The organism is Rhodococcus sp. ACS1 (genome assembly GCF_002300155.1).
GTDB lineage: Bacteria > Actinomycetota > Actinomycetes > Mycobacteriales > Mycobacteriaceae > Rhodococcus_F > Rhodococcus_F koreensis.
The window spans coordinates 172,384-194,483 of the sequence record NZ_NSDZ01000003.1; the positions used below are offsets into that span (position 1 = coordinate 172,384).

The following is a 22,100-nucleotide window of genomic DNA, read 5'->3' on the forward strand; positions in this document are numbered from 1 at the left end:
GTTACCGGGTCGTTCCATCGTCCCGGTCCCGTCGGCGGAGGGCCGCGTCGAGGAGCGCGCGCGCAGCGGGGGAGAGCACACCCGGCCGATGCATGACCGCGACCGTGAGAATCACCGGCGGCTCCATTGCCCGTGCCACCACGCCCGGCTCACCGGCATTGTCGACGACTGCCCTCGTGACCCAGGCCATTCCGGCACCGGCAGCAACCAGTGGCACGGTGGCCTGGCGATGCGCCGTGACCACACCGAGCGTGGTCCGTCGCGATGCACGGCGTAACGCGGACTCCACCGAGACCCGCCCCTGCGCGCCGCCGGTCACCGCGATCACCGGCAGATCGGGGATCTGCTCGAACGGCAGGGGATCGGGGAGACCGTCCGCGATCACCCGCGGAAGGGCGATACACAATTCGTCGGTGCCCAAGCTGTGGGTGTCGAGGTCGCGGCGGTCGGTGACTTCTGTGGAGTCGGCCGGTTCGAGAAACCCGAATCCCAACTCCACGGTGCCGTCGCGCACCGCCCCGGCGACGTCGTTCTCGGACCGAAACTCCCTGATGCGGACGGTAACCGTGCCGTACGCCCGCCTCAGGTCACCGATCAGGTCGGGGAGCGGGGACTCGTAGAGGCCCGCGGTAGTGCCGATATCGACGTGTCCACCATGGAGGCCGGAGAGTTCGGCAACGGAGGCCTGCGCGGTGGCCATGTCCCGGAGTAGTTGCCGGGCAGGAGCAACCAGCGCCGCACCCACCGTCGTCGGAACGAGCCCACGGCCGACGCGATGAAAAAGGGGGGTGCCCAGATCACGTTCGAGGACGCGGATCGACTGCGACAGAGAGGGCTGCGCGAGGTGGAGCGCGGCGGCCGCGCGGACCACACCGCCGTGTTCGACCACGGCAAGGAAATGCTCGGCCTGCCGGAACTCCATGTCCACCTCCATGCCACCGTGGCCCGCGCGTGAGGGACGTGACCGCCGTCCAGAGCGCGAAACGCGAAGACCACTGCTTCGCCAGTGTCACCTTATCGCCCACGTCACGTTGGGTAGGGTCGGGAAGTGGACTCACGTCAACTGCGCTACTTCCTCGCTGTCGTCGAGAACGGCAGCGTGACCCGGGCAGCTGAGGTTCTGTACGTGGCCCAGCCAGCGCTGTCGCAGTCGCTGCGGGCGCTGGAAGGTGAACTGGGGGTCGAACTCTTTCGGCGGGTGCCACGAGGAATGGAGTTGACCGATGCGGGTGCGGCATTGCTGGGGCCCGCGCGCCAGGTGCTGCAGTCGTCCCGCCGTGCGGACGAGATCGTGCGGGGGATCGCCACGCTCGAGAACGGCTGGCTCGATGTGGCCAGCCCGCCGGACCTCGCGGTGGAACCGCTCGCCTCGTTGGTGGCACAATTTCGGGCACAGTACCCGGGCGTGTGGGTCAATCTGATGGATCCGGGGCCCAACGCCGGCGTGGAGACTCTCCTGAGAACCGCTCGATGCGAAGTCGGCATCGACTACCTCCCGGCCGACGACGACAAGCTGTCGACCCGTGTGCTCGGCCGTCGCCGACTGCTGCTGGGGCTACCGGCAGAGGCACTCCACACGCAGACGGCGACCTTCCCGATCGATCGACTGTCCGAGCTACCGTTGATCGCCGGACCGAGGGGTACAGCTGTTCGCGACGAGGTCGAACGTGCTTGCACTCAACACGGTTTCAGCCCGAACGTGGCGGTGGAGGTCGAACATGAACACAACGTGTATCTACTCGTCGAGGCCGGAGCGGGCGCGGCCTTCCTGACCGACTCCGAGGCCCGTCGAGCCGAGCGTCGCGGAGTACGGGTGATGCGAACCGAGCCCGAGTTGGGACACGACTACGGTGTGGTGTTCCGGTCGGGACCGTTGTCACCGGCGGCCGCAGCGTTCGCCGCTCTCGCCACCGGCTCGGCCCCCGGGGAGAGACATGCGTGAAGCCGATTGCTCTGGAAGGCAACGGATCTTTGACCCGAGCCGCCGAATCGAGGACGGTGAAGCCGACGTACTCGACAAGTCCGAAGAGACAGGTTCCCGATGAAGTTCAATACCATTCGCCTCGAGGTCGACGACGGCATCGCCACGATCACGCTGGACCGTCCCGATCAGCTCAACGCATGCACGACGGAAATGAAATCGGAGATCATCGAAGCCTTCGATCACACCGACGCCAGCGATGCGGTCCGCGTGGTGATCATGACCGGCTCCGGTAGAGCGTTCTGCGCCGGCGCCGACCTCTCTGGAGGGGGTTCGCGATTCGACGCGCCGGAGGAGACCGACGGTGGAGTGCCCCGCGACGGCGGCGGTGAGATGACCCTGCGGATCTACGATTCGACGAAGCCCGTGATCGCGGCGATCAATGGTCCGGCAGTGGGAGTCGGCGCGACCATCACCCTCCCTATGGACATCCGATTGGCCTCGGAGGGGGCGAAGTTCGCGTTTCCCTTCACCCGCCGCGGCATCATTCCCGAGAGTTGCTCGAGTTGGTTTCTTCCGCGTCTGGTGGGGGTCGAGCGGGCGGTGGAATGGCTGTACACGGGACGGCTGTTCACCGCAGCGGAGGCGCACGAAGGCGGCCTGATCAGTGCCGTCCATCCGCCGGAAACGTTGCTCGCTGCCGCTCGGTCTCTCGCGGCGGAGATCATCGACAACACGGCACCCGTGTCGGTGACGCTGACCCGGCAATTGGTGTGGCGGATGCTCGGCGCCGCACATCCGATGGACGCGCACATCGCGGAGTCCCGGGGTATGCGCGCACAGGGCGCCAGCAGCGACGCCTACGAGGGCGTGACGGCCTTCCTGGAAAAGCGCCCACCCCGGTTCACCCGCAAAGTCACCTCTGATCTTCCGGACATCTTCCCGGGCTGGGTCCGCCCCGGGTACCGGTAGGCCCTCGTCAGGGCGCCGATCGAATCCTGGTCGAGTCGCCGAGCCGTCATTCGTCGAGACGTTGGTGGTAGTGCCGGCGCACGTCGTCGAGTGCGTTCCCCACGTAGAAACGCAGTGGCGCGTCGGGTCGCCCGGCGATCGACACGATGGTCTGCGCCGCGCCTTCGAGGTTTCCAGGCGTCCGGTCGTAGAGCCTGGGTAGTTGGTCGGCAGCCGGCGCGTATGCGTCGATGGTGCGCGGCGGCTGCACCGCGGATTCGCCGAGCCGGGTCTTGAAGACCCCCGGCTCGACGATGGTCACCTGAAGACCGAGGTGAGAGACATCCCGCAGACTGTCCGCACCTATCAGGTGCTCTCGGGAGGGGTACCACCAGCCCTTGGCTCAGGGGTGGTCCCGGCCGGTCAGGCGCCAGGAGTCCAATCGATGACCCCGCGCACAGTGACCGGGAGTTCATCGCCCACGTGTGGGTTCGGATGACGCAGCGAACGCGGCTGTTGAACCGGGCAAGCAATTCCGCACCGGATCAGCGACCGAGCTGCTGTTACTTCATCCCCTTCGTCGCCCGAAGAGGAAGTAGGCCAGGGGGACGACGCCAACCGAGTTGACGAGCACCACCGCTGTCGCCCAACCCGGCTTCGATCCCCTGATCTGGTCTGCCGGCCGGTGTTTGATATCAACCAGTGCCGCGATGTCGAGGACACCCTCGAAGACAGCGCCGGCGATGATCAGCCGCGGCCACTCGACCCGAAACCATGCGGTGCGTAGACCGGGTCCCCGGCAACACGGCTCAGATCGGCGGCTCGTCCGCGTGTCGCGCCGAAGTTAAGTATCTTGAGATACCTCAGTATGTTTAACCGAAGGGACACCATGACCCGCACCATCGCAGTGGTCAACCATAAGGGCGGCTCGACCAAAACCACGAGCACGGTCAACCTCGCCCAGGCCCTCGTCGAAGCCGGCTACACCGTCCGCGTCGTCGACCTCGACCCGCAATGCAACGCCACTACCTGGCTCGGCGCCACGCCCGAAGCGGTCGACAACGATGTCCTGTCGGTACTCATGCTGGTGGCGAGCATCGAGGAAGCGACCACCATCACCGCGTCCGGGATCCACCTCGTTCCTGCCACCAAGGAACTCGATTCCGTCGGGCCCTACTTCCTCAAGAAGCCCGGTGCCCACGGCATCCTGCGCAAGGCCCTCGCCGGCGCCCCCGATGTCGACTTCAACCTCCTCGACTGCCCCGGAGACTTCGACCACCTGACGATCAGCGCACTCGTCGCCTGCACCGAAGTGCTCGCCGCTGTCATGACGGGCGCCATGGAACTCGAAGCGCTCATGCGGATCGAGAACTACATCACCCAGCAGGTCGAGTTGCTCAACCCCACCGCGCGGCTCAATCACATTCTGTGCGGCCGCGTCGAACTCGGCCAGGTCATCGACCAGCAGGTCCTCGCCGCGCTCCGCGAGACCTACCCCGACCAGACGATGCGCACCATCATCCCGAAGTCCGTCCGTGTCAGCGAAAGCTACAGCGCCGAAGAACCCGTCGTCAGGTGGGCACCGTCCTCCTCCGCATCACGCGCCTACCGCGACGCCGCCCGAGAACTCGTCGAAAGGATGCCCTGATGACCGCGACACGTAAGCCCGGACTCGCGAGCAACCCCCTCGAACGCCGCGAACAGGCCCGCGCAGGCGCCCACCCGGACGGGACGTACTCGCGGACACGTCGAAAGGAGCTCCTGGTGGGCGTGACACGTGAGCCCGGACTCGTGAGCAACCCCCTCGAACGCCGTAAGCGGCGGCTGCCGAACCTCGTCGAACAGTGCGTGGACGTCGCGCAAGTAGGAGCTCTCGGCGAGGAAAAGATGACCGCGAAACGGGCCCCCGCAGGCAAGAAGCAGGTTTCCGTCTCCATCGAGACCGCCAGGGTCGAGCACGGCAAGGACGCCGTCGCCGCCATCGGCCACATCGCCGGCGCCCCCCAGAGTTGGTCCGACCTCGTCGACGAAGCCCTCACCCACTACCTCGCCGTTCTCGAACGCAGGTACAACAATTGCGAACCCTTCCCCCCGCGCAACGCCGAAACTGTCCGGAGACCACGCCGCTGAGCCATCCTGCCGGTAGCGGCGCGCGCGCACCTGGGAAAGCGGCGCTGCAAGGCCTGCACGCGGCAGCCGATACCGCCGCGCTGCCGCACGAAATACGCATCTGAACCGGCGCGCTTTTGTCGAGCGCAGATCGCCTGGTCGCCGATGAAGCATGCGCCCGAAGCACCGGTGTCGGAAAAGTTCCTCGAAAAAATCCGGGACGCGGTGTCCGATCGGGGCGGTGGCGTTCGTGGACGGGGTGAGGCCGCCCACGAGGGGCGGCGCCGAGGCAAAGGAACCGCGACCATGAAGCTCACCACCATGACCCAGGTCACCCTCGACGGAGTGATGCAGGGCAACGGCGGCGCGTCGGACGAGGACCGCAGAAACGGATTCGAGCGCGGCGGATGGGCCCGGGGCAAGGGCGACAACGAGACCCACGCGTTCATCAACGAGACCTACCAGCGCGCCGACGCGTTCCTGCTCGGCCGCCGGACCTACGAGCTGTTCGCCGGCTCCTGGGGGTCTTTGACGGAGCAGGACGTCCCCGGCTGGGAGCCCGTCATGCGGGCATTGAACACACAGCCCAAGTACGTGGCATCGACCACGCTCGCCGATCCCGAATGGCCGGACACCACCGTCCTGTCCGACGACCTCGCCACCGCCATCGCGGACCTGAAGGCCACGCCGGGCGGTGAGCTGCAGGTGCACGGCAGCGGCGAACTGACCCGGTGGTTGCTGCAGAACGATCTGGTCGACGAGATGACCCTGATCGTCGTTCCCGTGGTCCTCGGCTAGGGCGCGCGGTTGTTCCCGCAGGCCGGACCGGACCTTGCACTCGAACTGGTGGAGTCGCGAGTCGACTCGAAGGGCGTGACGATCCAGGTCTTCCGGCCGGCCGGGCGCCCCCGGTACGCGACGGCGTGACGTCCCCCAACCGGTACACCACCACAGGAGAGGATCTTCCGATGCAATATCTGGTTTCCGTGATCGACGACAAGAGCAATCCCGGCAGCATGGACCGGCAGCCTGGCATCAGCGCGTTCAACGAACGACTGATTGCCGAGGGCTACTGGGTCTTCGCCGGCGGACTCGCAGACACCACCACGGCCACGGTCATCGACAACCGGGGCGAGCAACCGGTGTTCAGCGACGGGCCGTTCGTGGAGTCGAAGGAGTACCTTGCCGGCGTCTGGGTTTGGGAGGCCCCCGATCTGGATGTGGCGCTCGCACTCGCCACCGAGGCGTCGAAGATCTGCGATCGCAAGATCGAGGTGCGGCCATTCCACTGAGCGACGCCCGTGAGGCGGTCACCCGGGCCCACCACGAGGAGTGGGCCCGGGTAGTCGCCGCACTGACCAGGCGTTTCGGCGACCTCGACATCGCCGAGGACGCGGCCGCCGAGGCGTTCGCGACCGCCGTCGAGCGATGGCCGGCTGACGGCGTGCCCCCCAACCCCGGAGCCTGGCTCACCACCACCGCCAACCACAAGGCGATCGACCGGATCCGGCGCGAGAACAAGCGCGACGACAAGAACAAGGAGGCTCAGGTGGTGCATGACGATGACCCGCCCGAGCCGCTCGGCGCCATCGACGACGACCGGCTCCGGCTGATCTTCACCTGCTGCCACCCGGCGCTGGCGATGGAAACCCGCGCGGCGCTGACGTTACGCATGGTCGGCGGTCTGACCGTGCCCGAAATCTCCCGCGCGTTCCTGGTGACCGAGAGTGCGATGGGGCGGCGGATCACCCGCGCGAAGGACAAGATCAAGGCGGCACGTATCCCCTATCGAGTGCCGTCCGCCGACGATCTCCCCGCACGGGTGTCCGGTGTCCTCGCTGTGCTGTTCCTCGTGTTCAACGAGGGCTACCTGAGCACCGGCGCCGACGCCGATCCGGTACGTGACGACCTGACCGCCGAGGCGATCCGGCTCACCCGCCTGATCCGGGACCTGCTCCCCGACGATGGGGAGGTGGCCGGGTTGCTGGCGCTGATGCTGCTCACCGAGGCCCGCCGCACCGCCCGGGTGTCGGCGAGCGGCGAACTGGTCGCTCTCGACGAGCAGGACCGCGGGGCCTGGGACGCGGCACTGATCGCCGAGGGGCACCGGCTGGTGCGCGAGCGCCTGGCCGCTGCCGCCGCCGGGGTGGCTCCGGGTCGCTACCAGATCCTCGCCGCGATCAACGCCGTCCACACCTCCGCCCGCGACATGCGCGACACCGACTGGTCGCAGATCCTCGCCCTCTACGACCAACTGGCCCGCATCGACCCCTCGCCGATCATCGCACTCAACCGGGCCGTCGCCGTCGCCGAATTCGACGGCCCGGAGGTGGCACTGGCAACCGTCGACCGTCTCGAGGACAAGTTGGCCGGCTATCACGCCTACCACGCCACCCGCGCCGACCTGCTACGCCGATTGGGTCGTAGTGAGCAGTCGCGCGCCGCCTACGACAAAGCCATCGATCTGGCCGGCAACACCGCCGAGACTGCCTACCTGACACGACGCCGCGACCAACTGCGGTAGCGCCCACCGATCCCGGCCCGCCACATACGGCCGACGCGGTGCCCGTGAAGATTCCGAACACTTGCTCCTACCCGACATCAACCGGGCATGCAGAAGCCACGAGCGCGGTTCACAGTTGCGCCAGCATGGGGAAGAGGGCAATCGCGGAGACGGTGATGCCCGCTGCCCCGGCGACGACGCCCAACAGGGCCCGCAACGACGCTGCCTCGTCGTCGACATCCGCGGACCGCGACGTTGCGACGGCGCCGCAGACGACCGCGGCTATTCCCAAGATGAAGCCGAGACCGACCACCCAGAACGACGCAACGGACACAGCCCCCAAGGCGATCGAGACGGCAGGCAACCGCGAACCGTGCTGTTTCCCTGTCTCGTCGGTGTCGACGGAGGAAGACATGCAGTTGTCGGCACGGGGGCTGTGGGGGACGGCGGCGGTCATGATCCTCCTTCGTACGGATGGCGCATCGGGTCGGCGGGCTCGGTTTGTGACGTAGACCCCACCAAGAAATTAGCACTCATGCCGCGTGAGTGCTAGCTCTTTTTGCTAAGTAACTTGCCTCGGTACTTTGTCGGTCTCACATGTGGTGTGCGAGATCCGGTCCGTCGACGAAGATGTCGACCGTCAGTGGTTGCTCACCGCCGTATTTCGCGAAGTCGGATACCCCGGCCTCTGCGAGGACCTCGACGTCGAGGAGGGTTCTACCGTTGTCGGTGCCGGCGGGGCGGCTGAGGAGTTCGATTGCCGCGTCGGCCATGATCTCGGGTGACCGAGAGTGGTGCAGGCCGTCCCGGCCGCCGAGCAGGTTGCCGACTGCCGCGGTGGCGATCGTGGTCTGCGGCCACAGACAGTTGCAGGATAGGTTCGTGTTCCGGTACTCGGCTGCAATACCCAACGCTGCCAACGTCATTCCGTACTTGGCGAGCATGTAGCCCGGGTGCGCGCCCAGCCACTGCTGTGACAGATTCAGGGGAGGCGACAATGTCATCACGTGCGGGTTGGCGGACTTCTGAAGGTAGGGCAGGCAGGCTCGAGTCAAGGCGAAAGTGCCGCGAACGTTGACTTGCTGCATCAGATCGAATCGTTTGAGTGTGAGGTCTTCGGTCGGTGACAGGTCGAGCACGCTCGCATTGTTGATCACGATGTCGATGCCGCCGAAGCGGTCGACGGCGAGATCGACGGCCGCCGCGATGTCGTCGTCATTGCGGACGTCTCCCACCACGGGAAGGGCGTGTCCGCCGAGTTCGATCAACTCGCTGACCGCGGTATGGATGGTTCCCGGTAGCCGGGGGTCGGGAGTGCCGGACTTGGCCAGCAGGACGACGTTCCCGCCCCGGCGTGCGATTGCGCGCGCAATCGCAAGACCGATGCCGCGGCTCCCTCCGGACATGACTGTGGTTCTTCCTCGGAAATTGCTGGGGTCGTTCAAGGTTGATTCCTTCGTCTGTGGCGGCCCGTGCGGAGTGGCGGCTGACCGAACGACTCCACGATAGGGAGCATTCGAGACCGTGGCGACGTCCTGGAGAAATCAAGAATGCTCGCCTATTTGTCCGGTAAGGACAAATAGCGCGACAGTCGGGTGTCGAGGAAATTGGGTTCGCTGATTCGCAAATATCCAGGTAGGGAACGCCTGAGGTGATGGTTGGGGGATTCGTCGTCCATTGGCACCGAAGACCGATATTGTCTTCGCATGGCATCGAACGAGGAACGAGCCGCATTGCTTGTTGCCAGAATCGCGCGTTCGCTCAACGAGCGGCTGGTGTCGCTGACGGCGGACATCACCAGCGTGCTCTACGCGGAGATCCCGGATCTGCGGGCGGACCGCCAATTGTTCGATCTGCTGGGGGCGAGCGTGGAGGGCAACCTCGACACGATCTTCCATACCTTGCAGCACAACATCGCTCCCGAGGATCTGGACGCACCGGCCGCCGCCTTGGAGTATGCGAGAAGGCTCGCCCAGCATGGCGTTCCCGTCAACGCACTGGTTCGCGCATATCGGTTGGGGCAAACCAATCTGCTCGGGCTGGTTTTCGACGAGTTGCGTGCAGCTTCGGTGCAGCCGGAACTCAGCATGCCGGTGCTCGAACGCATCATCACGGTCATGTCTGTCTACATCGACAGGGTGTCACAGCAGGTGGTGACCGTGTACGAGCGCGAAAGGGAACGGTGGCTCGCTCATCGGAGCAGTGTCCGCGCCGTGCGTGTTCAGGAGATTCTGGCGGGCAACGCACTTCCTGATGCAGGGGCCGCCCTGGGTTATGTTCTGCAGCAGAGTCACTTGGCCGCGATCGTCTGGAGCTCCGACTCCGATGCGTCCGACATGCTGTCCCGAATCGAATCTGCGGCACACGATTTCGCGAGCCATGTGGGCGCGGTAGCCGACCCGCTGTTCGTGGCCGCAGACCGGGTGACCGGCTGGGTGTGGGTTCCGCTCGGCTCACGGGCACGTCCCGAGCGGGCGCAGGAAGATATGTGCGACTTCCTCGAGCGGAGGCATCCCGGACTGGTCGTGGCGCTCGGTGCCGCGGCCGCGGGAATCGACGGTTTCCGGCAGTCCCACGGTCAAGCGCAACGTGCGCGAGCCGTGGCCATTGCGGCGGGGCGGAGCGCACCGGTCGTGACCGCATACGACGAACCCGGAGTATCGACGGTTGCCCTGTTGATCGAGGACTTGGTGGCCACCCGCGCCTGGGTGCGCGGCGTTCTGCGCGGACTCGCTGCCGACAACGAGAATTCGGCCAGGTTGCGCGAGACCGTGCGGGTCTATCTCGCCCACAACCTGAGCAACGTCGCTGCCGGAAAAGAGCTTGATCTCCACCACAACTCGGTGAAGTACCGAGTGAAACGGGCAGCCGAAGTGCGGGGTAAGGACTTCACCGGAGATCGGCTGGACGTCGAACTCGCACTGCTCGTGTGCCAATGGCTGGGACCCGCGGTCCTGATCCCGGACTAGGTCACCGCCACCGCGGTGGGTGACGCAAGTCTTGACACAGCGTCAGCCGCGACGTTTGACTGGTCATAAGTTATCTCGCCGGATGGTGCTCTGGGAGGTTGACGTATGCGCGGCACAGGTTTGGCGGGACATCGACGCGGAGCAACCCCCCACCGCAGGATGTTCTCGGTACTGGCACTGGTGGGCGTGTGCCTTCTCTCCCTGGCAACTGCCGGGACGGCCGGCGGTGAACCGGCTGTCGGCACCGGGTTCGCGATCCCCTTCTCCGGGGACCCCGGCTACGAGGGTCTGGCGCCGACGCAGGTGACGAGCCCGGGTCAGCTCAACGCGCCGCTCGGTCAGCAGGTGGCGGACGAGATCGCCAGGCAGATCGGGCTCGACCGGTCCGACGCGCTGTCCGAGCAGCAGTATCGCGACCTCATCACCGGCGGCGGAGTCGGCGGCAGCAGCGACGCCGCCGAGGTGATCGATGCGTGCGCCCGGATCCTCACCAACACGAACGGCCGTCCCCTCTATTCCGACGTCGACGGCCGCAACACGCCGTCGGTTCTGGCCAGCTACGGGCTCTACGTGAACCCGAGCGGACTGCTGGAAAGTCCGGCCAACGCCGACGCGCCGACGAGGCAGGTGAACTCGTTGATCGCTCCCGGCGGTTTCGTGGGCACCTGGTTGAGGAACAACGGTGCGACCCACACCCTGATAGCGCTGTACGAGTCGGCGTACACGGTGCAAGCGGCCTTTGGCTTTGCAGCGCAACAGATGTCGGGCGAAGCTCAACTGGTGACGAACACCAAGGGCGGTGTGAGCGCGGAGGTCGGCATGTCGATGGCGCCGCCGCTGTGGATTGTGAACTTCGCACTGCTCTACGTGCTGCAGCCGTCCCTGGCGGCCGCGATGCCCGCCTACTGGGCTCCCATTCCTGCGGCGGTTGCCGACGCCGTACGGTCGAGCCCCACCGGCCAGGTTCCTTTCAGTGACTATGCGTCCTACTTTCAGTGATCCGATTTCGGGTTCGACCCACTGCCGCCTCGATCGCGTCGCTGCGAATCCGGATTCTGCGGAGGTACCTTGGTCGGAGGCGCGCGTGAGATGAAAGTGACGGCTCCATGGCTCCCGGTGACAGGACGAATGCGGGAAATCTTCCCCATGAGCTGACGAGTTTCGTCGGCCGTCGCCGTGAGGTCGTCGAGGTTCGCAGTCTGCTGTCGGTGTCGAGGCTCGTGACGTTGACCGGTATCGGGGGTGTCGGGAAGACCAGGCTCGCGTTGCGGGTCGCCGCCGATTCTGCTCGCGCGTTCGAGGACGGCGTGTGGTTGGTCGAGTTGGGGGAGGTGTACGAGCCGGGTGCGGTCGTCGACGCGGCGCTGTCGGCGTTGGGGCTGCGCGAGGGCGCGGGCGTCGCACCCGAGGCATTGCTCGTCGAGTATCTCGAGCCCCGGAAGCTGCTGCTCGTGCTGGACAACTGTGAGCATCTCGTCGAACCGGCCGCCGACCTGGCCCGTCCTCTTCTGCGCGCCTGCCCGGAGCTTCGGGTTCTCGCGACCAGCCGGGAACCTCTCGGCATCGGGGGAGAAGCGGTGTTCCGGGTGCCGCCCCTGACCATGCCGGACCCCAACCGCCAGACCCAGGCCGCCGGGGAGTTCGACCACTACGAGTCGATGAGTCTGTTCGCCGAGCGCGCGGCGATGGCGGTCCCGGGCTTCGCCATCACCGAGAACAATCAGGACGTGGTGGCGCGGATCTGCCGTCGACTGGACGGCCTGCCGCTCGCGATCGAGCTGGCGGCGGTCCGGCTGCGGGCGATGTCGGAGGATCAGATCCTGCGACGGTTGACGGACCGCTTCGGCCTGCTGACCACGGGCAGCCGTGGCGCGCCGGTCCGGCAGCAGACCCTGGCCTGGTGTATCGACTGGAGCCACGAGTTGTGCTCGCCCGCCGAGCGGGAGTTGTGGGGCCGGCTGGCGGTCTTCTTCGGCAGCTTCGCGCTCGACGCGGTCGAAGGCATCTGCGCCCACACCTCGGCGGCGGACCAGGTGGTGGATGTGGTCGGGTCGTTGATCGACAAGTCGATTCTGATCCGGGAAGAGGCCGGGGGAACGGTGCGGTACCGGCTGCTCGAGACGCTGCGTGATTACGGTACGGAACGGTTGCAGGAGACCGGGGAGTTCGCATCGCTGTTGCGACGGCACCGGGACTGGTACGAACACCTGGTGCTGCGGGCGGAGTCGGAATGGATCAGCTCGCGGCAGGTGGGCTGGCTGGTGCGTCTGGACGCCGAATTACCCAATATTCGTGCGGCGCTGCAGTTCTGCCTGACCGGTCCGACCGAGGCGGGGGCGGGGCTGCGCATGGCGGCGGCGTTGTACCCGTACTGGCGGGTGCGCGGCCGGTTGCGGGAGGGCATGCGGTGGCTCGCGCAGCTTCTGGCCGTTCAGGGCGGCACGGCCGACGTGGAGCGGATCAAGGCGTTGTACGTGCTCAGTGTGCTGTCCGGGCTCAACGGCGACCCGGATGCGTCGGCGCTGTATGCCGAGCGTGGAGCCGCGATGGCGGCGCAGCTCGGTGATCGTCTCGGCGGGGCGCTGATGGCCGATGCCGCCGGTTGGCATGCGCTGTTCACCGGCGAGTCCGCGGCAGCGTGCGAGTATTTCGAATCCTCGCTCCCCGTGTTCCGGGAGCACGGCAACCCGCTGTATCTGATGTGGTCGCTGCTCGGGCTCGCGCTCGCTTGTGACGCGGCCGGAGACCGTGCAAGGAGTGAGGAGTGTCAGCGGGAGATTCTGGCGGTCACCGAGTCGCGGGGCGAATCGGTGTACCGGGGCTGGTCGTTGTGGGGTGCGGCGATGGGGGCGTGGCGGCGGGGCGAGGGTTCCCGTGCGAAGGATCTGGTGACGCGGGGGTTGCAGCTCGCGCGGTTGGTGGACGACCGCATCAGTGCGATGGGGTGTCTGGAGCTCCTGTCGTGGATTGCGGTGGACGACGGGGCGCCGCGGCGCGCGGCCAGGTTGATGGGTGCCACCGAGGCCCTTGCCCGCACGGTGGGGAGGCAGAGCACGATTTTCCCGAACGCACACGTCGAGCACGCCCGGTTCGAGCAGGAGGCCCGGCAGGCGATCGGTGACCGCGGATTCGAGACGGAGTTCCGGCAGGGCCTCGGAACGCGGTTCGACGACGCCGCGGCGTTTGCCCTCGAGGAGACGGGACCTTCCGACAGCTCGGCCGAGCCGGGGGCGACGAGTCTCACGCGACGCGAACAACAGGTCGCCGAACTCGTCGCCGAGGGCCTGACGAACAAGGCGATCGCGGCCAGGCTGGTCATCTCGCAACGCACCGCGCAGGGGCATGTGGAACACATCCTGTCCAAACTGGGCTTCAACTCCCGTGCGCAGATCGCGGCGTGGAGCATCGAGCAGAAGCGCGGCGAGTAACGCTGATCGCACGCCGGCCCCGGGTGACTGAGCGCGACAGCGCTCCTGGTCGCCCGCCCACACCCTGCCGAAGGGGTTGTCGTCACCCCCTACGATTCCTCGGGTGACCGATTACGACGATCTCGACATGTTCGGTGGCCTCGACGCCTCCACCCTGCCACCGCGCCAGCAGCGGATTCTGGCCACGATCCGGGACTGGGTGGCGGCACACGGATGCTCGCCGAGCACCCGGCAGATCGGGGACGCCGTGGGCCTGCGGTCGACGTCGTCGGTGTCCAAGCACCTGAAGAGTCTCGAGGAAAAGGGCTTTCTCCAGCGAGGCTCGGCGATGGCCCGGCAATTGGACGTGCGCCCGTTCCTGTCCGAGGCGAAGCAGGGACGCTCGTCCGACAACAACGTGACGGTGCCGGTGGTCGGCGACATCGCGGCCGGCGCGCCGATCCTCGCGGAGGAGCATGCCGACGAGATGCTGACGCTCCCGCGCGAACTCGTCGGCTCCGGCACCGTGTTCGGGCTGCGGGTGCGCGGCGAGTCGATGATCGACGCCGCGATCTGTGACGGCGACGTCGTCGTGGTGCGCCGCCAGGACGAGGCCCATTCCGGTGAGATCGTCGCCGCGATGATCGACGGCGAGGCCACGGTGAAGGTGCTCCGGCGCCGCGACGGCCACGTCTTCCTCGAGCCCCGTAACCCTGCCTACACCGTCATCGACGGCGACGACGCGGTCGTCCTGGGCAAGGTGGTCTCCGTGATGCGGCGGATCTGAGGAAGCCCTCTCAGCGGCGACGATCCGTCGGCCAGGGCCCACCCCGGAGCGGCCGGTCGGCGAGCGCTCGCGTCTCGTTGTCACGGAACCGTGGTTCGTAGTGGTGGAAGAACACCGTGCCGACCAGGTCTCGTCGGCTGTGCACGCCGGTCTTCTCGAAGATGCTCTTGAGGTGTTGCTGGACGGTGTGCGCGGACACGGAAAGTTCGGCGGAGATCTGCGACGTCGACGCCCCCTGCAGCACCAGAGTGGTGACTTCCTTCTCCCGCTCGGTCAGCCCGTACGCCGACATCAACAGGGGATGGAGCCGACTCGGATGCGCGGGCTCGACGATCACGGCGATCCGCCGTCGCCCGGTAGAGGAGAGGCACGCACCGTGAAGCACCACCCAGGATCCTGAGCGTGAGAGCACCCGGGAGAGCGCGACCTCGCCGAGGTGATCGCGGTCTTCTGCCGAGCGCAGCGCACGGGCGGCGAGGGTGATCACCGCGGGCGGCAGCTCGCCTCGGTCCCAGTTTCCGCCGGGGAGGTCCGCCATCCACCGGTCGACACCCGGGGTGGCCGATTCGACGTCCCACTGGTCGTCGAGCACGATCAGTCCCGGCGAATCGGAGTACTCCGGCTCCGCGGCCTGCCCGCACAGCAGCGCGCGGCGGGCGCCGCCTGCGAGGGTCGGCGAAACCTCTGCGAGAAAAGACTTCTCGGATTCGGTGAACATCGGCATGCCTTCGGCACGGTAGAGGGACAGCGCTCCCCAGGTCTCGCCCGAGCGGGTGCGGAGGCGGGCGATCAACTCCTGATCTCCGCCGAGCGTGCGGTTCCGGCGCCAGCGCGGGCTGCGCGACGGATCACCCCCGGCGGCATCGTGCAGCGTGGAAAGCCCAGTAGCCGAACGCATCACGCCGGGTACCGACTGGACGTCGTCCTCGTAGTACTCGGCGGCCAGCCATTCGCCGGGGAACTCGTCCATGCCGAGGTGGTAATGGCTGGTCATCAGCAACGACACCGGGTCGAGAGTGAACCAGCAGGGTGTCCAGAAGTAGGGGACAACCCCGGCAACGACTTCCGACGCGTCCTGCCACAACGCGATCAGGCCGCGCGGTGCGGCGCACAACTGTGTGATCTTGTCCGCCGCGCACTGCATGGAATCCACGCTCACCCGTCAATGGTACGAGTCCGGATCGGCCGCCGGGAATACCACATTTATGGAATGGCACCCCTGCCGCGCCGCGCATAGCGTCGGTGACATGTCCAAGTCCGATACCGCGACCGTACGTCTGAGTCCGCCGCCGCCCGCACTGATGCGGCTCGTGAATCCGGTGGTGCGGCGTGTGCTCACGACCTGGTGGTCGGGCCGGCGAATTCGACGCCAGGGATTGATCGAGTTCACCGGGCGCCGCACCGGCCGCACCCTGCGTGTACCGGTGTGCCTTCACGACATCGACGGTGAGACGCTGATCTTCACCGAACGGCCGTGGCGGTTCAACTTCGCCGGTGGTGCAACCGTGACGGTGACCCGACACGGCCGCGTCCGACGGGGCCGTGCCCTGCTGCTCGACGTCACGCCCGCCGAAGCCGGCGCAGCGTTCCGGGCGGCTCTCGACGACGGGGCCTCGCCGTTCGAACTGGGTCTGAAGGTTTCCCGTGGATACGTCCCTTCCGCAGCCGACCTGGCCGGGATCGCCAGGTCGTTGATCCGCGTCGACTACGATCAGTGAGGAGAAATCTCATGCGTATCAACAGAATACGACACGACATCGCGGTTCTCGGTGATGCGTTGGAAGTGCCCGGAATCGGACATCTGCCGGTGAACGCCTACGTCCTGCTGGCCTCTGAGCCCGTCGTCATCGACACCGGACTGAGTCTGCCCGGCCGGGACTTCATGGACGCGCTCGGAACCGTGCTCGACCCCGCCGACGTCGAATGGGTGTGGTTGACCCACCCGGACCGCGATCACACCGGCGCACTGTTCGACTTGCTCGATCAGGCGCCGCACGCGCGCCTGATCACCACCTTCGCCGCGATGGGCATCATGTCGTGCGAGCGGCCCGTCCCGTTGGACCGGGTGTACCTGCTCAACCCGGGACAATCCCTCGACGTCGGCGATCGCCGGCTGACCGCGCTGCGGCCGCCGCTGTTCGACAATCCGAGCACGGTCGGCTGCTACGACGACCGCAGCGGAACCTACTTCTCGTCCGACTGCTTCGGGGCCCCGATGGAGACCGCCGAACTCGCCACCGCCGACGACGTCGGCTACTGCGTTCCCAGCGTGGTTCGCGCCGCCCAGCACCTGTGGGCCACCGTGGACAGTCCCTGGGTGCACACGGTGGACGAAGCCAAATTCTCGGCCACCGTGTCGACGTTGCGGGATCTCGACCCCCGGCGAATACTCAGCACTCACCTGCCGCCGGCGGAGGGGCGCACCGCCGAGTACCTCGACATGCTCGCCGCGGCCCCGCAGGCCGATCCCTTCGTCGGGCCCGACCAGTTCGCGCTCGAACAGATGCTGGCGGGCTTCGAACCCGCCCACTGACAATGTTGCCGAATCCCGACCACGCCTGGTTGACATCTCGGGCGCGACGACAAGCCTGGTGGCCAGGGCGCCCCGGATCTCCGTTGTTCCCACCTGACAGAGTCTGGCGCAGACTGGGTCGGCACGGTCCCACGGCTACACCCTCGAGGTCTGCCGGGTTCGTCGGCTGTGGGTTAGCCAATAGCACACGCGAGTCCTTAGGCGGTCGGCGCGGACCATCAGGGTCTCGATCGGGGTGTGTACGCCGAGGTTGCTACCTACCGAGGTGCCAGAGTGTTCGAGCCGGCGACGGTGCTGCGCGGAGTTTGAGGGTGCACAACTCGGCGAGCCGGCGTCGGACGCTGTCGTTCACGCCGGGGTAGTAGGCGAGGAATGCTTGCAGTCGCCGGTAGAACTCGGTGGGGAGGACGCCGAACTCGGGAAGTATGTGGTCGTCTCCGCCTCCGAAAGGTGCCCATTTGACAGCGAAGTCGAGCATGGTCAGTTCGTCTTCGGTCACGTCGTCTCCGTTCTTTCCAGCATGACAAAACGGGAGTGCAGGCGTGGCCGCGCGATTCCTCGCCCCGCCACGCCTGCGTGCTGGCCGAACCAACTCGCCCAACCTCGCTACAGGTCGAGGACCAGCCGTTCGCCTTTGGCGCGGGACACGCAGATCATCATCGACGTGCCCGCCTCCCGCTCGTCGTCGCCGAGGAGTAGGTCGCGGTGGTCGGGCACCCCGTCGAGGACCTTGGTCTCGCAGGTGCCGCACAGGCCCTCTCCGCAGGAGGTCGGGACGATGATTCCGGCGTCGGCCAGTGCTTCCACGATCGACTGGCCCGGCACCACCGAGCAGGCCACACCACTGCGTTCGGCGACCACGGTGAATGCATCGTTCGGACCGTCGGTGACTGTGCCCGAGAACCGTTCCAGATGAAGCGATCCGGCGGGCCACCGCTTGCACAGCGCCTGCACGGCGTCGAGCAGGCCGGTGGGACCGCAGCAGTAGACCTCGGTGTCCGGCAGCGGTGTGCCGAGCAGCCCGGGCAGGTTCACCAGCCCGAACTCGTCCTCGGGCACCAGCTGCACGCCGTCTCCGTAGCGCTCGAGTTCGTCGGCGAACGCCATCGTGTCACGGGATCGCCCGCCGTAGACGAGTGTCCAATCGATGCCTTCGCGCTCAGCTCGTCTGATCATTGCGAGAATCGGGGTGATCCCGATTCCGCCGGCGATGAACAGGGCCCGGCGCCGGGCAGCGAAGGCGAAGTTGTTCCGCGGCCCCCGCACGGGGATGACGTCGCCGACGCGCAAGCGGGTGTGCACGTATTCGGAGCCGCCGCGGCTCTGCGGCGCGCGCAGCACCGCGATCTCGTAGACCGACGGGTCCTGCGGGTCGCCGCACAGCGAGTACTGGCGCACAACTCCGTTCGGCAGCATCACGTCGATGTGTGCGCCGGGCTCCCACTCGGGCAGCACGGTTCGGTCGTGACGCTCCAAGCGCACCTGTCGCACACCCGATGCCGGTGATGCGACGGCGGTGACCTGGAGCGAAAACTCGGCGTCACTGGTCATCACGGCCGCCGAAGGTGATGGTTTGCGCGATGTCCCAGCGCCCGGTGAGGTATGCGGAAGCAAGCTGGGCCTGGAAGGCGCGGACGCCGTCCTCACGCGCGTCGAATGGCCCGGGCCGGTAGCCGTTGCCCAACAGCCCCTGGTACACGGACTCGCAGGCTGCGAAATCCTGCCGATTGGTGATGTCCCAGAACCCTGCGGCGTACGAGGGGTCGAAGCCGGGGCGTTCGGCCACCTCCCGTGGGAAGAGCCAGGAGCACTCCACGAACGTCTCACCGGGAGACAGCGGCACCAGGCGGTGGGTCATTACGTAGTCCGGCTGCAGGGTCAGTAGCAGGTTGGGTGCAAGCATGAAGTAGATCGTCCGACGGGCCTGCTCGTCGCTGATCCCGGCGATGCGTTCCCCGCCGCTGCGGCCGTCGAGGCTCATGGTTTCCGCGTCATCGCGCAGTTCCAATGGTCCACCCAGCCACATGCCGGTGTGCCGCAGACCCATTGCGGTCTCCGGCGGGCTGACCCGGCAGAGCTCAGGGTGGATCGAGGGGCAGTGGTAGCACTCGAGGTAATTCTCGATCACCAATTTCCAGTTGGTCTGGAGCGTATAGCTGTGAGACTCGCCGACGACCATGTCCGTGGGATCCCAGGGGGCGACGACATCGGTCAGATTGCCTACCCACTCACCGAAGTCGGGGGCATCGTCGGAGGCGTTGACGAAGATCCAGCCGAACCACTCGACTGCGCGCAACCCGATGAGGGGCCACTCGTCCGTTGCGAAGTTGTCCGTGCCGGTGAACCGCGTCGCGGAGCGGAGTTCGCCGTCCAGTTCGTAGACCCACGAGTGGTAGGGGCACTGCACCAGACGCTTGTTGGTGCACGAGTCCACCGCCAACAGTTCGTGTCCCCGGTGTCGGCACGCGTTGTAGAAGGCGTGAAGGGTGCCGGAACCGTCGCGGGTCAGGAGGATGCCCTGGGTCCCGACCCGCACGGCGCGCTGGTCGCCGGGCTTGCCGACGTCGTTGCTGCGCCCCACGCAGACCCACGCAGCTTCCAAGAGGTGCTTGCGCTCCCAGTCGAGGACCTCGGGTGAAAGGTAGGCCTCCGCCGGAAGCGTTCGTGCGTCGGAGAGGTGTTCCTGGAGTACACAATCCAGCGCATCAGCGGTGAGGGGTGCGGGCGGGAGGGCGGTGGTCATGTCATCGTCTCCATCATTGGGGGGAGCTGGAATGGATGACAATGAACTTAATCACTATTTCGGGCCGTCAACATATTCTCGTGCACAGTTCGCGCCGCACGTTCTGTGCACGGTCACAGTTATCTCCGGATGGTGGCGTATGTCCTCAGGAGTTCGTCGGAGACCGGGGTCTGCAGCCCGAAGGCAACCCCGAACGGGTCGACGAGCACGGCGAACGGGCCCATCGCAGAGTCGGTGGCCGGCACCCGGACTCGTGCACCGAGGTCGCTCAGGCGTGCGACCTCCGCTTCCAGATCGAGGACCCGTAGGAACGGGATCCAGTGTGGCGGAACGGCAGAAGGCAGGACGTCCAACATGTCCACAACACCGGCCACGGGTCGATCCGCAGACACCAGTAGGCGGTAGTTGCCCGGGCTGGGCGCCGGCTCGTCGATCAAATGACAGGACAGCGTCTGGGCGTAGTAGGTTGCTGCCTCTTCGGCCAGCGGCGTGTACAAGTCGACGAAGGCAACGTCTCCCAGCCGCTGACTGTGCGGTCGGGAACCGGGAACGTCGGTCAGCCCGAACAGCGCCCCGTCGGGCGCGGAGTACACGGGTTGGTCCCGGCCGTCGACGGGAACGGTGCCGGCCGGACGTGCCCCGAGGTCGAGTGCTCGGCGACCGGCGGCCACGTGGTCGTCGGTACCGAAGCAGGGTACCCAACATCCCTGCGGTGGCACGGGTACATCACCAGCCGATACGAACGAGATACGCTGCCCAGGGCCGTCACTGCCACGCCCGTGGTCCATGGCCAGGGCGTAGAACGCCCGGCCGCCGGATGTGTCGCCGCCCACGAAAAGTACGGTGTCCGAGGTGATCCCGACACTGCCTGTCATTGTGGTCCCCGCCCGTCGAGAAGTGACGACAGATCTGCGGTGGAGCCTAGCTCCCAGCAGGTCGTGGCCAGCCAGAAATGGGTGCGGCTGCTCGGCGAATCGATGTCACGGCCGGTGAGCTCCTCGATCAGTCGGAGCCGGTTGCGTAAGGTGTTGCGGTGCACGAACAGTGCCGTGGCGGTTGCCGCCGGTGCTCCGTCCTCGGCCAGGTAACGGCGGAGTGTGTCCACCAGTGCGGTGCCGTGCTTCTGGTCGTACTCGAGGAGCGGGGCCAGCGCCTCGGCCGCCAGATCGCGCAGTGGCAGACCGGCTTCGATGCCGGCGATCAGCAGCGCTGTAGCCAGGTCCTGGATCCGGTGCACGTGCACACCGTAGCCCTCGGCGAGGGCGTTACGCGCCTCGAAGTAGCCCAACCGCAGTCCACGTACTCCGACGCGCGCTTTGCTGACCCCCACACGGGCATCCGACCCCAGGCTGGAAAGGTGGTCGTGGCACAGCCGCGCCACGAACAGTCCGGCTCCCTCCGGGACGACCAGGACGACGCGGTCGTCCACGATTGCTCGCAGGTGCGGGTCGTGTTGCTGGCTCAGTAGAGTGTGCAGGTTCCACGGGTAGGAGCGGAGCCGCCGAGGCGGACAGGCCACCGAACCGATGACGACCTCGTGCGCTTTGCCGGCGTCCAGGCCGTGCTCGCCGAGCCGCCGTGCGGTCTCCTGTTCGCTGGACTGACCGGCGATGACGTCCTCGAGGATCTGGCCGAGTAGCTCCCGTCGTCCGCTCAAGACGGCGTGGCGGCGCGACAGTTCGATACCGGCCAGCGTCGCGGCGAACGAGAACAGCGCCGGGGGCACGTCCTGTCCTCGCGCGCACAGCACGGCGACCGGCTCGCCTTCCAGCTCCACCGGCCGGAGCACGCAGTCGGCGACCACGTCCCCGGTCGGAGGTGAGGCAGCGACCAGTTCTTCGGCCGGCCACTCGGTCCGCGCAGGCACACTGACCAATACGCCACCGCGTAGGTCGATCACGGCCACCGGCGCGGCCGAGATCCCGTGTAGCGCGTTCACCAGTGCATGCAGTGGCCGTTCGGCGGTCAGTGTGTCGGCCAGGATCCGGTGGTCGGCGAGTTCAGGGTCGGCCGACGTCATACCGTGCATCCTACGCACTGGGCCACGTGGGTCACCTGAGTCGATGTCGCCGCGGATCCGGAAGTAAATGCGCTCCACGAGCTGCCGATGTTCGCCCAACCGGCGAGCCTGTTGCCGGGATCAGGGGCGGTGGAGCGTGCAATCCCATGCACAAGTG

The 22,100-nt window shown here is 66.8% G+C and carries 23 protein-coding genes; 13 read left to right on the forward strand and 10 right to left on the reverse strand.

Annotation, left to right across the window (positions count from 1 at the left end; genetic code table 11):
• Position 1: 1 nt before the first annotated feature.
• Positions 2 to 922: a LysR family transcriptional regulator gene (locus CJ179_RS11305; RefSeq protein ID WP_072947263.1), complete on the reverse strand. Its 921-nt coding sequence runs from the start codon at positions 920 to 922 to the stop codon at positions 2 to 4.
• A gap of 126 nt (positions 923 to 1,048) precedes the next feature.
• Here CJ179_RS11305 and CJ179_RS11310 point away from each other — a divergent pair, with 126 nt between their 5' ends.
• Together CJ179_RS11310 and CJ179_RS11315 are read left to right on the forward strand one after the other, a co-directional pair.
• Positions 1,049 to 1,942: a LysR family transcriptional regulator gene (locus CJ179_RS11310; protein ID WP_095861547.1), complete on the forward strand. Its 894-nt coding sequence runs from the start codon at positions 1,049 to 1,051 to the stop codon at positions 1,940 to 1,942.
• 99 nt (positions 1,943 to 2,041) lie between these two features.
• Positions 2,042 to 2,893 carry a crotonase/enoyl-CoA hydratase family protein gene (locus CJ179_RS11315; protein WP_072947261.1) on the forward strand — a complete coding sequence of 284 codons (852 nt, stop codon included), beginning with the start codon at positions 2,042 to 2,044 and terminating at the stop codon, positions 2,891 to 2,893.
• A gap of 46 nt (positions 2,894 to 2,939) precedes the next feature.
• Here the strand turns inward: CJ179_RS11315 and CJ179_RS11320 are convergent, their stop codons facing one another.
• Positions 2,940 to 3,194 (reverse strand): hypothetical protein, encoded by a 255-nt coding sequence (locus CJ179_RS11320; protein ID WP_095861548.1) that lies wholly within the window; start codon positions 3,192 to 3,194, stop codon positions 2,940 to 2,942.
• Between the two features lie 567 nt (positions 3,195 to 3,761).
• On the opposite strand from CJ179_RS11320, the gene CJ179_RS11330 reads away from it, so the two are divergent.
• The 5 genes from CJ179_RS11330 (at position 3,762) to CJ179_RS11350 (ending at position 7,505) form a co-directional block, all read left to right on the forward strand.
• The gene (locus CJ179_RS11330) at positions 3,762 to 4,520 is read left to right on the forward strand and encodes a ParA family protein (RefSeq protein WP_072947251.1); all 759 of its coding nucleotides are present in this window, start codon (positions 3,762 to 3,764) and stop codon (positions 4,518 to 4,520) included.
• The gene (locus CJ179_RS11335) at positions 4,520 to 5,002 is read left to right on the forward strand and encodes a hypothetical protein (RefSeq protein ID WP_095861549.1); all 483 of its coding nucleotides are present in this window, start codon (positions 4,520 to 4,522) and stop codon (positions 5,000 to 5,002) included. The genes CJ179_RS11330 and CJ179_RS11335 overlap by 1 nt, the downstream gene beginning before the upstream one ends.
• 285 nt (positions 5,003 to 5,287) lie before the next feature.
• Positions 5,288 to 5,779: a dihydrofolate reductase family protein gene (locus CJ179_RS11340; RefSeq protein WP_257015443.1), complete on the forward strand. Its 492-nt coding sequence runs from the start codon at positions 5,288 to 5,290 to the stop codon at positions 5,777 to 5,779.
• Positions 5,780 to 5,949: 170 nt separating this feature from the next.
• The gene (locus CJ179_RS11345) at positions 5,950 to 6,273 is read left to right on the forward strand and encodes a YciI family protein (protein ID WP_095861550.1); all 324 of its coding nucleotides are present in this window, start codon (positions 5,950 to 5,952) and stop codon (positions 6,271 to 6,273) included.
• On the forward strand, positions 6,270 to 7,505 hold the full coding sequence (locus CJ179_RS11350; protein ID WP_095861694.1) for an RNA polymerase sigma factor: 1,236 nt from the start codon (positions 6,270 to 6,272) through the stop codon (positions 7,503 to 7,505). The genes CJ179_RS11345 and CJ179_RS11350 overlap by 4 nt, the downstream gene beginning before the upstream one ends.
• Positions 7,506 to 7,614: 109 nt before the next feature.
• Here the strand turns inward: CJ179_RS11350 and CJ179_RS11355 are convergent, their stop codons facing one another.
• On the reverse strand, positions 7,615 to 7,941 hold the full coding sequence (locus tag CJ179_RS11355; RefSeq protein WP_241031391.1) for a hypothetical protein: 327 nt from the start codon (positions 7,939 to 7,941) through the stop codon (positions 7,615 to 7,617).
• A gap of 136 nt (positions 7,942 to 8,077) precedes the next feature.
• Positions 8,078 to 8,929 carry an NAD(P)-dependent oxidoreductase gene (locus CJ179_RS11360; RefSeq protein ID WP_095861551.1) on the reverse strand — a complete coding sequence of 284 codons (852 nt, stop codon included), beginning with the start codon at positions 8,927 to 8,929 and terminating at the stop codon, positions 8,078 to 8,080.
• A 261-nt stretch (positions 8,930 to 9,190) separates the two neighbouring features.
• On the opposite strand from CJ179_RS11360, the gene CJ179_RS11365 reads away from it, so the two are divergent.
• The 4 genes from CJ179_RS11365 (at position 9,191) to lexA (ending at position 14,647) form a co-directional block, all read left to right on the forward strand.
• Complete coding sequence (locus CJ179_RS11365; protein WP_072947248.1) at positions 9,191 to 10,453, forward strand: CdaR family transcriptional regulator; 1,263 nt, start codon at positions 9,191 to 9,193, stop codon at positions 10,451 to 10,453.
• A gap of 105 nt (positions 10,454 to 10,558) precedes the next feature.
• A complete protein-coding gene (locus tag CJ179_RS11370) occupies positions 10,559 to 11,452 on the forward strand; it encodes a hypothetical protein (RefSeq protein ID WP_095861552.1) in 894 nt (297 codons plus the stop codon).
• Between the two features lie 107 nt (positions 11,453 to 11,559).
• Positions 11,560 to 13,881, forward strand: coding sequence for a LuxR C-terminal-related transcriptional regulator (locus tag CJ179_RS11375; protein WP_072947246.1), 2,322 nt, complete (start codon positions 11,560 to 11,562; stop codon positions 13,879 to 13,881).
• A gap of 103 nt (positions 13,882 to 13,984) precedes the next feature.
• The gene (gene lexA / locus CJ179_RS11380) at positions 13,985 to 14,647 is read left to right on the forward strand and encodes a transcriptional repressor LexA (protein WP_072947245.1); all 663 of its coding nucleotides are present in this window, start codon (positions 13,985 to 13,987) and stop codon (positions 14,645 to 14,647) included.
• Between the two features lie 10 nt (positions 14,648 to 14,657).
• Here the strand turns inward: lexA and CJ179_RS11385 are convergent, their stop codons facing one another.
• Positions 14,658 to 15,791: a helix-turn-helix transcriptional regulator gene (locus CJ179_RS11385; protein ID WP_095861553.1), complete on the reverse strand. Its 1,134-nt coding sequence runs from the start codon at positions 15,789 to 15,791 to the stop codon at positions 14,658 to 14,660.
• A 103-nt stretch (positions 15,792 to 15,894) separates the two neighbouring features.
• Between CJ179_RS11385 and CJ179_RS11390 the strand changes: the two genes are divergently transcribed.
• Positions 15,895 to 16,365, forward strand: a complete 471-nt coding sequence (locus CJ179_RS11390; protein ID WP_257015445.1) for a grhN — start codon at positions 15,895 to 15,897, stop codon at positions 16,363 to 16,365.
• 11 nt (positions 16,366 to 16,376) lie between these two features.
• Positions 16,377 to 17,180: an MBL fold metallo-hydrolase gene (locus CJ179_RS11395; protein WP_095861554.1), complete on the forward strand. Its 804-nt coding sequence runs from the start codon at positions 16,377 to 16,379 to the stop codon at positions 17,178 to 17,180.
• Between the two features lie 253 nt (positions 17,181 to 17,433).
• On the opposite strand, the gene CJ179_RS11400 is transcribed toward CJ179_RS11395, so the two are convergent.
• From CJ179_RS11400 to CJ179_RS11420, 5 genes are all read right to left on the reverse strand, one after another.
• Complete coding sequence (locus CJ179_RS11400; RefSeq protein WP_072947242.1) at positions 17,434 to 17,679, reverse strand: hypothetical protein; 246 nt, start codon at positions 17,677 to 17,679, stop codon at positions 17,434 to 17,436.
• Positions 17,680 to 17,786: 107 nt separating this feature from the next.
• Complete coding sequence (locus CJ179_RS11405) at positions 17,787 to 18,731, reverse strand: PDR/VanB family oxidoreductase (protein ID WP_095861555.1); 945 nt, start codon at positions 18,729 to 18,731, stop codon at positions 17,787 to 17,789.
• Entirely contained in the window at positions 18,721 to 19,923 is a 1,203-nt protein-coding gene (locus CJ179_RS11410; protein WP_072947240.1) for an aromatic ring-hydroxylating dioxygenase subunit alpha, read from the reverse strand. Before CJ179_RS11410 ends, CJ179_RS11405 begins: the two co-directional genes overlap by 11 nt.
• 119 nt (positions 19,924 to 20,042) lie before the next feature.
• Positions 20,043 to 20,798: a VOC family protein gene (locus CJ179_RS11415; protein WP_074933829.1), complete on the reverse strand. Its 756-nt coding sequence runs from the start codon at positions 20,796 to 20,798 to the stop codon at positions 20,043 to 20,045.
• Positions 20,795 to 21,943, reverse strand: coding sequence for a CdaR family transcriptional regulator (locus tag CJ179_RS11420; protein WP_072947238.1), 1,149 nt, complete (start codon positions 21,941 to 21,943; stop codon positions 20,795 to 20,797). The genes CJ179_RS11415 and CJ179_RS11420 overlap by 4 nt, the downstream gene beginning before the upstream one ends.
• Between the last annotated feature and the right edge of the window lie 157 nt (positions 21,944 to 22,100).

Bases quoted from the DNA above. Each gene is read 5' to 3' on its own strand.
- CJ179_RS11305 (WP_072947263.1), bottom strand. From the start codon at position 922: ATGGAGTTCCGGCAGGCCGAGCATTTCCTTGCCGTGGTCGAACACGGC.
- CJ179_RS11315 (WP_072947261.1), top strand. From the start codon at position 2,042: ATGAAGTTCAATACCATTCGCCTCGAGGTCGACGACGGCATCGCCACG.
- CJ179_RS11330 (WP_072947251.1), top strand. From the start codon at position 3,762: ATGACCCGCACCATCGCAGTGGTCAACCATAAGGGCGGCTCGACCAAA.
- CJ179_RS11335 (WP_095861549.1), top strand. From the start codon at position 4,520: ATGACCGCGACACGTAAGCCCGGACTCGCGAGCAACCCCCTCGAACGC.
- CJ179_RS11340 (WP_257015443.1), top strand. From the start codon at position 5,288: ATGAAGCTCACCACCATGACCCAGGTCACCCTCGACGGAGTGATGCAG.
- CJ179_RS11345 (WP_095861550.1), top strand. From the start codon at position 5,950: ATGCAATATCTGGTTTCCGTGATCGACGACAAGAGCAATCCCGGCAGC.
- CJ179_RS11355 (WP_241031391.1), bottom strand. From the start codon at position 7,941: ATGACCGCCGCCGTCCCCCACAGCCCCCGTGCCGACAACTGCATGTCT.
- CJ179_RS11365 (WP_072947248.1), top strand. From the start codon at position 9,191: ATGGCATCGAACGAGGAACGAGCCGCATTGCTTGTTGCCAGAATCGCG.
- CJ179_RS11370 (WP_095861552.1), top strand. From the start codon at position 10,559: ATGCGCGGCACAGGTTTGGCGGGACATCGACGCGGAGCAACCCCCCAC.
- CJ179_RS11375 (WP_072947246.1), top strand. From the start codon at position 11,560: ATGGCTCCCGGTGACAGGACGAATGCGGGAAATCTTCCCCATGAGCTG.
- CJ179_RS11385 (WP_095861553.1), bottom strand. From the start codon at position 15,791: ATGCAGTGCGCGGCGGACAAGATCACACAGTTGTGCGCCGCACCGCGC.
- CJ179_RS11390 (WP_257015445.1), top strand. From the start codon at position 15,895: ATGTCCAAGTCCGATACCGCGACCGTACGTCTGAGTCCGCCGCCGCCC.
- CJ179_RS11395 (WP_095861554.1), top strand. From the start codon at position 16,377: ATGCGTATCAACAGAATACGACACGACATCGCGGTTCTCGGTGATGCG.
- CJ179_RS11405 (WP_095861555.1), bottom strand. From the start codon at position 18,731: ATGACCAGTGACGCCGAGTTTTCGCTCCAGGTCACCGCCGTCGCATCA.
- CJ179_RS11410 (WP_072947240.1), bottom strand. From the start codon at position 19,923: ATGACCACCGCCCTCCCGCCCGCACCCCTCACCGCTGATGCGCTGGAT.
- CJ179_RS11415 (WP_074933829.1), bottom strand. From the start codon at position 20,798: ATGACAGGCAGTGTCGGGATCACCTCGGACACCGTACTTTTCGTGGGC.
- CJ179_RS11420 (WP_072947238.1), bottom strand. From the start codon at position 21,943: ATGACGTCGGCCGACCCTGAACTCGCCGACCACCGGATCCTGGCCGAC.